At 65.5% G+C, this 7513-nt stretch carries 10 protein-coding genes and 1 pseudogene; 5 read left to right on the forward strand and 6 right to left on the reverse strand.

The window, feature by feature from the left end:
* Positions 1-220: 220 nt before the first annotated feature.
* From NF20_RS28860 to istB, 4 genes and pseudogenes are all read left to right on the forward strand, one after another.
* Positions 221-385 carry a helix-turn-helix domain-containing protein gene (locus tag NF20_RS28860; protein ID WP_023864714.1) on the forward strand — a complete coding sequence of 55 codons (165 nt, stop codon included), beginning with the start codon at positions 221-223 and terminating at the stop codon, positions 383-385.
* Positions 331-1029: pseudogene (gene istA, locus NF20_RS28865) on the forward strand (IS21-like element ISMav1 family transposase); the annotation flags it as partial. The gene NF20_RS28860 and the pseudogene istA, both read left to right, overlap by 55 nt.
* A 147-nt stretch (positions 1030-1176) precedes the next feature.
* Positions 1177-1698 (forward strand): hypothetical protein, encoded by a 522-nt coding sequence (locus NF20_RS28870; protein WP_413540616.1) that lies wholly within the window; start codon positions 1177-1179, stop codon positions 1696-1698.
* Positions 1695-2489: an IS21-like element IS1612/ISMav1 family helper ATPase IstB gene (gene istB, locus NF20_RS02905; RefSeq protein WP_009979999.1), complete on the forward strand. Its 795-nt coding sequence runs from the start codon at positions 1695-1697 to the stop codon at positions 2487-2489. The genes NF20_RS28870 and istB overlap by 4 nt, the downstream gene beginning before the upstream one ends.
* Here the strand turns inward: istB and NF20_RS28875 are convergent.
* The 6 genes from NF20_RS28875 to NF20_RS02930 form a co-directional block, all read right to left on the reverse strand.
* Positions 2425-2808 (reverse strand): TOTE conflict system archaeo-eukaryotic primase domain-containing protein, encoded by a 384-nt coding sequence (locus NF20_RS28875; protein WP_416332316.1) that lies wholly within the window; start codon positions 2806-2808, stop codon positions 2425-2427. The two genes, istB and NF20_RS28875, sit on opposite strands and share 65 nt — an antisense overlap.
* A 193-nt stretch (positions 2809-3001) precedes the next feature.
* Positions 3002-3514 carry a GNAT family N-acetyltransferase gene (locus NF20_RS02910; RefSeq protein ID WP_014711788.1) on the reverse strand — a complete coding sequence of 171 codons (513 nt, stop codon included), beginning with the start codon at positions 3512-3514 and terminating at the stop codon, positions 3002-3004.
* 3 nt (positions 3515-3517) lie between these two features.
* The gene (locus NF20_RS02915; RefSeq protein ID WP_014711787.1) at positions 3518-3787 is read right to left on the reverse strand and encodes a DUF1778 domain-containing protein; all 270 of its coding nucleotides are present in this window, start codon (positions 3785-3787) and stop codon (positions 3518-3520) included.
* A gap of 278 nt (positions 3788-4065) precedes the next feature.
* Entirely contained in the window at positions 4066-4731 is a 666-nt protein-coding gene (locus NF20_RS02920) for a DUF2510 domain-containing protein (protein WP_003876330.1), read from the reverse strand.
* A gap of 48 nt (positions 4732-4779) precedes the next feature.
* The gene (locus NF20_RS02925; RefSeq protein ID WP_019732783.1) at positions 4780-5214 is read right to left on the reverse strand and encodes a DUF4383 domain-containing protein; all 435 of its coding nucleotides are present in this window, start codon (positions 5212-5214) and stop codon (positions 4780-4782) included.
* 115 nt (positions 5215-5329) lie between these two features.
* Positions 5330-6115 carry a GAP family protein gene (locus tag NF20_RS02930; RefSeq protein ID WP_019732784.1) on the reverse strand — a complete coding sequence of 262 codons (786 nt, stop codon included), beginning with the start codon at positions 6113-6115 and terminating at the stop codon, positions 5330-5332.
* Between the two features lie 1123 nt (positions 6116-7238).
* On the opposite strand from NF20_RS02930, the gene NF20_RS02935 reads away from it, so the two are divergent.
* The gene (locus NF20_RS02935) at positions 7239-7457 is read left to right on the forward strand and encodes an MbtH family protein (RefSeq protein WP_019732785.1); all 219 of its coding nucleotides are present in this window, start codon (positions 7239-7241) and stop codon (positions 7455-7457) included.
* Positions 7458-7513 lie beyond the last annotated feature (56 nt).

Here is a 7513-nt window from a genome sequence, read left to right on the forward strand (position 1 = left end):
TGGCACCAAGATCACCGTCAGCGGCGTGTCCATGGCCATGAGAAAGTCCCCATCTGTGGCCAGTAGGAAGTCCCCACTGGTGGCCAGGTAGAAGTCCCCACTCCTTTGCGGGCTCGTCGTGTCTTTTCCGGGAGCTGAGGGCCTGGGCGGTGACGGTGATAGCGCCAACTGTCACTTGATCACCGCCCAGGGAGCTCTATTGAAGTCTGCAAGGGAGCGTATGAACATCATTTCGGCGTATCACCAGGTCGGGTCGTATCGCGGCGCGGCCGAGCTGTGCGGTACTACGCACAAGACGGTCAAGCGGGTCATCGAGCGGGCCGAGGCCGGTGGCGCGCCCCGCGGGAACCACGGCCACGCAACCTCGACGCGTTCACCGATCTAGTCGCCACCCGAGTCGAGAAATCACACGGCAAGATGTCGGCGAAGCGGATGCTGCCGATCGCCCGAGCTGCCGGGTATCAGGGCTCGGCCCGTAACTTCCGCCGCCTGGTAGCCGAGCAGAAAGTATTGTGGCGCAACGCTAACCGGCATCAACGCCGTCCGGCGGTCTGGTCACCCGGTGACTATCTGGTGATGGATTGGGCCGAAGCTGCACCGGGGTTGATGGTGTTCTGCGCGGTGCTGGCCTATTCGCGGTGGCGGTTTGTGCGGTTCGCCGCCGACGAGAAAGCCTCGACCACGCTGGCGATGATCGCCGAAGCCCTCGAGGCGATCGGTGGGGTTCCGGCCAAGATCCTGGCCGACCGGATGGGCTGCCTCAAAGGTGGTGTCGTCGCCAATGTTGTTGTTCCAACACCGGATTATGTGCGATTCGCGTCCCACTATGGCTTCGTTCCGGACTTCTGCCACGGTGCGGATCCGCAATCGAAGGGCATCGTGGAGAACCTCTGTGGCTACGCTCAGGACGACCTTGCGGTGCCGCTGCTGACCGAAGCTGCGTTAGCCGGTGAGCAGGTCGACCTACGTGCCCTCAACGCCCAGGCGCAACTATGGTGCGCCGAGGTCAATGCCACGGTCCACTCGGAGATCTGCGCCGTGCCCAACGATCGCTTGGTTGACGAGCGCACCGTCTTGAGGGAGCTGCCCTCGCTGCGGCCGACGATCGGCTCGGGGTCGGTGCGCCGTAAGGTCGACGGCCTCTCGTGCATCCGTTACGGCTCAGCTCGTTACTCGGTGCCTCAGCGGCTCGTCGGTGCCACCGTGGCGGTGGTGGTCGATCATGGCGCCCTGATCCTGTTGGAACCTGCGACCGGTGTGATCGTGGCCGAGCACGAGCTCGTCAGCCCAGGTGAGGTGTCCATCCTCGATGAACACTACGACGGACCCAGACCCGCACCCTCGCGTGGTCCTCGCCCGAAAACCCAAGCAGAGAAACGATTCTGCGCATTGGGAACCGAAGCGCAGCAGTTCCTCGTCGGTGCTGCTGCGATCGGCAACACCCGACTGAAATCCGAACTCGACATTCTGCTCGGCCTTGGCGCCGCCCACGGCGAACAGGCTTTGATTGACGCGCTGCGCCGGGCGGTTGCGTTTCGCCGGTTCCGCGCTGCCGACGTGCGCTCGATCCTGGCCGCCGGCGCCGGCACCCCACAACCCCGCCCCGCCGGCGACGCACTCGTGCTCGATCTGCCCACCGTCGAGACCCGCTCGTTGGAGGCCTACAAGATCAACACCACCGACGGGACGGCCTCATGACCACCGCTGCCAAGCCGGTGGCACCGTCCTCGGCGGCACCGCTGGCTGCTGACCTTGACGCGGCGCTGCGGCGGTTGAAGCTGGCCACGGTGCGCCGCAACGCCGCCGAGGTGTTGCAAGTCGCCAAGACGCAACGCTGGACACCGGAGGAGATCCTGCGGACGTTGGTTGAGGCCGAGATCGCTGCCCGCGATGCCTCCAACACCGCCAACCGTCTCAAGGCCGCAGCCTTCCCGGTCACCAAGACCCTCGACGGGTTCGACGTCACCGGATCGTCGATCACCGCAGCCACGTTCGACTACCTGTCGAGCCTGGAATGGATTCGGGCACAACAGAACCTGGCGGTCATTGGCCCACCTGGTACGGGCAAAAGTCACCTGCTCATCGGCTGCGGGCACGCTGCCGTCCACGCCGGATTCAAAGTCCGCTACTTCACCGCCGCCGACCTGATCGAGGTCCTCTACCGCGGCCTGGCCGACAACACCGTCGGCAAGATCATCGACACCCTGCTCCGCGCGGATCTGGTCATCTTGGACGAGATCGGCTTCGCCCCGCTCGACGACACCGGGACTCAACTGTTGTTCCGGCTCGTGGCTGCCGGCTACGAGCGCCGCTCCCTGGCCATCGCCTCGCATTGGCCCTTCGAACAATGGGGGCGATTCCTGCCCGAGCACACCACCGCCGCCAGCATCCTCGATCGGCTGCTGCACCACGCCAGCATCGTCGTCACCTCCGGCGAGTCCTACCGGATGCGCCACGCCGACCACAAGAAGGGAGCCGCCAAGAATTAGCCAACCACCCGCAGCGGAGTGGGGACTTCTGCTGGCCACCAGCGGGGACTTCTACTTGGCCATTGACAGGTGTCGTCATCGCTGAGTGGGTACAGGCCGATATGTGTTTCGCCTCGCAGGTGGGCATCAACGACCTCAGGGTCAGTGGTAGGTAAGGCGCGTCGGCCCGGTTCATACCCTTGCGCCAAGATCCTTTGATCGCCGGCATCCAACCTGAACGGCCATCTCGACGATTTTCCCAGCGCAACGCGTAAACATCGGTGCGACAACGGAACAAATCGAAGAAGAACCGCACCTTATGAGCGGAGCTGGAGCCCATTGTCACCGGTGAGGCCCGCGCCCCCGTCAGCGTCGCCTGGTCACTGGAGGCCGCGCGTGCCTGTTCCTCACTCAATTGCAGGAGATGACGCAAACGCGCGTTGTCGGCACGCAGCGTGTCTAACTCACCGGGGAAACTCTCGACACCGCCAACGGCCAACTCCTTTGTGCAGCACACTCTTCGGCGGAAGGGTCTACTCCCGCCAGCGCTCCCCGAGCGCTTTCGCCGCTGTAGACACCTTCATGACCAGACGACGCTCGCGGTTCGTGACGGGGACGAAGTGGTAGTGCTCGTAGAAGGATTGCGCCTCGTCGTCTATGGCATCAACGACGATGAGCCGGCCGCCGCCGATTTCCGATGCGGCGACGGCTTTGCCTAGTGCGTCCAGAAGCAGCTGCTCGCCATATCCCTGACCCCGCAGCGATGTGTCGATCGCCAGGCGGGCAATCAAGTATCCGGGTATGCGGGAATAGCCACCGGCCATGGATCCCGAGATGCCGTCGTCGTTGCGTACTACTTCGGTGGGGCGGATGGCGAAATAGGCACTGACTTTCGGTTCGCCGAGCGGGGTCCACACGTAGACGTGCGCGACCCCGCTGCTGTCCGCGCGACGGGCATGGGCGATGAGCCAGGTATTCAGCGACTCCTTACCGCAGTCGAACCCTTCCAGCGTGTGGGCGTCAGTGAGTCGCGCGGACTCGAACACTGTTCAACGCCTTGTGAAGACCGCTGGTTTGCGTGCGGCTGCCGCCAGCCGCGGCGCGTCGTCAGCAGCCTCGAGTGAGGACATCAGTTTGTCAAACTGTTCGGGCTCCATTGCCGTTACCAGCTCTTGGCGCAGGATGTCTTCGGCCCGTTGCATCGCAGCTTTCCGCACGAACTCCGAGTTCTGCTCATGGACAAGGTTGGCGGCGCGCTGGATGCGGTCCAAGGTCGCTTCCTCAGCGCGAAGCTCGATGCGCTTCGTTTTGACTGCCACGACAACACTCCTTCTTCCTTTAGTCATCTCTGCTCGCAATTGCCGATCACTTTATTGTACGGTGAATGTACGTACAGGGCTAGGCAAGGCTGCGATCGGCGCTGGGGACCAACCGAGGACCACACGCGATGCGCGATGCCGAACGGCCTGCACGTCCATTAACTTGAAGCTCGATGCGATGGCGGCGGAAACCGCCAGCGACCTCGGAAAACGTGCTACCCCCACTTCCTGGGGGTCAAGTGGTCGCAGGTTCAAATCCTGTCAGCCCGACCAACCGGCTACGGCTGAAAGGCCGGGAGCACAGTCCCGGAATCGCGAATCTCCCAGATGGTGTTCGCCCGCACCCCATCGAAGTTGATCTTGTTCAACGTGGCCCGCGAATACGTCAGGTCGATGGCGACCTGCGTCGAGGTGTTGCCGTACGGATCGGTCATCGGGAAGGTGCCCTGCACATTCACCGCGGACGCGTTCGGGTAGGTCGCGTGCGCGTACTTGAGAATCTGAATGGTGTCCGAGCGCGCACCGTCCCTGATCATCTCTTCGCTGTAGTTGTCGCGGATGGCGAACCGGGCGTCCACCACGTCGCCGTCGGGGGCCGCGGCGGTGGTGAAGGTGACGCCGTCCGGCTTCTTGGGACCGGCCGGCGTCGGGGGTGCCGGCTCGGTGGATCCCGTCGCGGCCGAAGTCGCGGTGGCGCGGGCGGCCTTCTCCGGGTCGAAGGCCCAGCTCTTGGCGAAGATGAGCAGCAGGACGACGACGCCCAGGGCCGCCAGGGCCAGGGCCGCCTTGCCGGAGGTGCCGTTCTTGCGTTGCTCGGTGAAGAACGCCCACTCGCCCGTCCAGCTGGTGCCGTCGAAGTAGCGTTTCAGCCCATGACCGACCGCGGGATCGGGGTACCAGCCGGGCGCCGATTTGGGAGGGGGCGGCGCAGGTTCGGAAGGCATCCGTCCATTTTCATCGTGACGCCGACGTCCCGGCCACCCGGCCGACGGCTACCGCGCTCTGCGCAGGTCGGCCAGGGAGTTTCTCAGCCCACCGTCCATCCGGATCTGGACGGCCGCCACCGCCACCATCACCGCGGCGGTCACCAAGTGCACGACCGCGTCGGTGATGTTGTTGGGAAAGGTGAACAGGAACGCGACCTGGTGGGAGAAGAACGCCCAAATGCCCGGCAGCGCACCGGCTATCGCGGCCAGCAGCAGATAGAGCACCGACCAGGACTTGCGGGTGGCGAACACCAGGCCGGGAGCGAACAGCGCCAGACCGGCGACCGCGTGCCAGCCGTTGTAGTCCATCCCGAGCAGCTGGACGGTCGGGGCGTTCGGCCCGGTGGCGAAACTGGGATTCATGACCAGACCGACCACGGCCTGGATCACGTGGACCACGCAGATGACCAGCAGACCGACCTGGGCGACACTCCACCTCACACTGCACCTCCTTGTGCACCGGGGAACCACCTCGAATACTACGTTTCGTAGTAGACCGCCACAATGGTATTCGGGTTCTGTTCGGGGCGATCGGCCACGAAGGGCTTCCGAACACTCAGACCAGGTGCAGCCCCTGGGCCAGCTGGGACACCCCGACCACGGTGAACAGCGCGACCAGGATCTGCCGGTGGTAGGTGCGCACCCAGTCGTGCAGCACCAGCAGCAGCGACTGCGTCTTCCCCGGTGTGGCCAGGTACCCGACCAGGATGACCTCCACCACGGCGTACATCAGCACGACGAACGCCACCGACGCGCTGACCTGCGCGGTGACGGAGGCTCCCGAGGCCGCGATGATCGCGACGATGAACAGCACACCGTCGACGGGTACGGAGATGACGCCGATCACCCAGGCCACCCACGACGCCCCGCTCTCCCACGCGCCGTGCATCCGCCCGAGCAGCCGCCGCAGCACCGACCGGTCGTCGGGGGACACGTCCTGCGCCCGGGTCAGCAGCCGCGGCATCGCGATGGTGGCGCCCGGGGCCGCTGACAGTTCCGAGGTCCGGTCGTCGGGCGGTGGCGCGGCGGCGCGCTGGCGGGCCGCGAAGCGCACGGTCAGCACCGCGGCGATCGACAGCCCCACCACGCCAAGGCCGATCTGAATCTTCCCCAGGGCCGAGCCCGTGGACGGGGACGCGTGCGAGGGATGGCCGAACATCGGCGTGAAGTTCAGCAGCAGCACCGGGATCAGCAGCTCGGGCACGCACACGGTCAGCCCGCCGATCCAATACGCCAGCAGGCTCGGCCCGGGCCGCGGCCGCGAAATCATCAGCAGAGCCAGACCCAGACGAACCGGATTGAGCGCAGCCAGCATCCCCAAGCCCAGCACCGACCCCCACATGGGCGCAGCTCTACCCGCGGGTGTCGGGCTCTAAACGCGGCCTTCGCGCGCCGGGGTGCTGCGGTGATGCTCGAGCAAAGCGAACCTATGCGTCCGCTGTGAACGACGAATTGTGCTTGCGTGCAACGGTTTCGGACACCGCCTCCGATCGGCGCCCGGGCAGGTGAGGCGGCGGATCCGGGGCCGACGACCCAGTCGGTCACGGCGGCGCCGTGAAGCGGTTGGACCACGCGCGCCGGTGACCGGCCGGCGAACGCCCGACGAGTCCGAGGTCCGTGAGATCAATCACAAACAATCGGTGTGATTCCCCGGGGCGGGCGGCCACGGCGGACATCGGCGGGTCCAGGGGGCTCCCGCTGCGCCCACGGCCCCGTCAGCTACCACCGACCAGGCGCGCCGGCGCCGGGCAACGACGATCTCGCCCGCGACACAGCAACATCCGTACGTTTTCCCATGGTACGGCAGGGATTCGGCGCGTCGGGCGGCATGCGGCGCCCACCGGAGGGCGCCGGCTTAAAGGGCTGTTAAGGTCGCGTTCATGCCGCAGGCGCGGTCGCCAATTCGCCGGCCCCGCAGCCTATCGGGCCGATGACCGGCTGAGACGGGCGCCGGCGGGCAAACCCGCCGCCGTGGCCGGCGAGGTGGCGCATCTGAGCGCGGGCAAACCGCATCGGCGACCGCCGGCGACCCGGCCGCAAAAGCCGGTGGCGGCGGGAGCGGCCGGGCAAAAAGGCGTTTTGCTCAGTGCCGCACACGAGTCGAACAGTAGAATCGCCGCGGATCGGTTATGTAGGAACGGAATTCATATGTTTTGCACAGCATCGGTTGGGTATCCGCCGACCGAGGATCGCGGCGTCGACAGTCGTAATGCCAGTTCAACGGGGATGCACCGCCCGGCGAACGGCGGGTGTCGGCGCAGGGCCGGAATCGGCGCCGCCGCGTCACGGTGCCGGATCTTGGCGACCAGGCTCACCTGCACCGGTGTCCAGCCGGTGGGCTGGTTGACGTGGCGGCCCGGCCCGATGGGCTGAATCCTTATGCGCCGCAAGGGCGTTCATGCCACACGCGGTGCGACGGTGGTAAATCTGGAATCAGGTCTCGGTGCAAAGGGGGGTCCATCGCCATGCGGCTCAATCCGTTCGACGACGACGGCGGCCGATTTTTCGTCTTGGTCAATAACGAAGAACAACACAGTCTTTGGCCAACGTTTGCCGACATTCCCCCGGGTTGGCGGGTAGTTTTCGAGGAAGCCGACCGCACCGCATGCCTGCAGTACATCGAAGAGAGCTGGCCCGATATCCGGGCGAAAAGTCTGCGCGACACGCTGAGCGCCGGTTTGTGATGCGCCGACGGCTGTCGGTATGAAGGGTTGCGGGGTCGAGCTCTGGGGGTCAATTA

It is taken from the genome of Mycobacterium sp. MAC_080597_8934 (assembly GCF_000523975.1).
GTDB lineage: Bacteria > Actinomycetota > Actinomycetes > Mycobacteriales > Mycobacteriaceae > Mycobacterium > Mycobacterium avium.

What these genes read in the sequence shown, in the direction of transcription:
- NF20_RS28860 (WP_023864714.1), top strand. Translation starts at nt 221, where the DNA reads ATGAACATCATTTCGGCGTATCACCAGGTCGGGTCGTATCGCGGCGCG.
- istB (WP_009979999.1), top strand. Translation starts at nt 1,695, where the DNA reads ATGACCACCGCTGCCAAGCCGGTGGCACCGTCCTCGGCGGCACCGCTG.
- NF20_RS28875 (WP_416332316.1), bottom strand. Translation starts at nt 2,808, where the DNA reads ATGGGCTCCAGCTCCGCTCATAAGGTGCGGTTCTTCTTCGATTTGTTC.
- NF20_RS02920 (WP_003876330.1), bottom strand. Translation starts at nt 4,731, where the DNA reads ATGCCTTCCGAACCTGCGCCGCCCCCTCCCAAATCGGCGCCCGGCTGG.
- NF20_RS02930 (WP_019732784.1), bottom strand. Translation starts at nt 6,115, where the DNA reads ATGTGGGGGTCGGTGCTGGGCTTGGGGATGCTGGCTGCGCTCAATCCG.
- NF20_RS02935 (WP_019732785.1), top strand. Translation starts at nt 7,239, where the DNA reads ATGCGGCTCAATCCGTTCGACGACGACGGCGGCCGATTTTTCGTCTTG.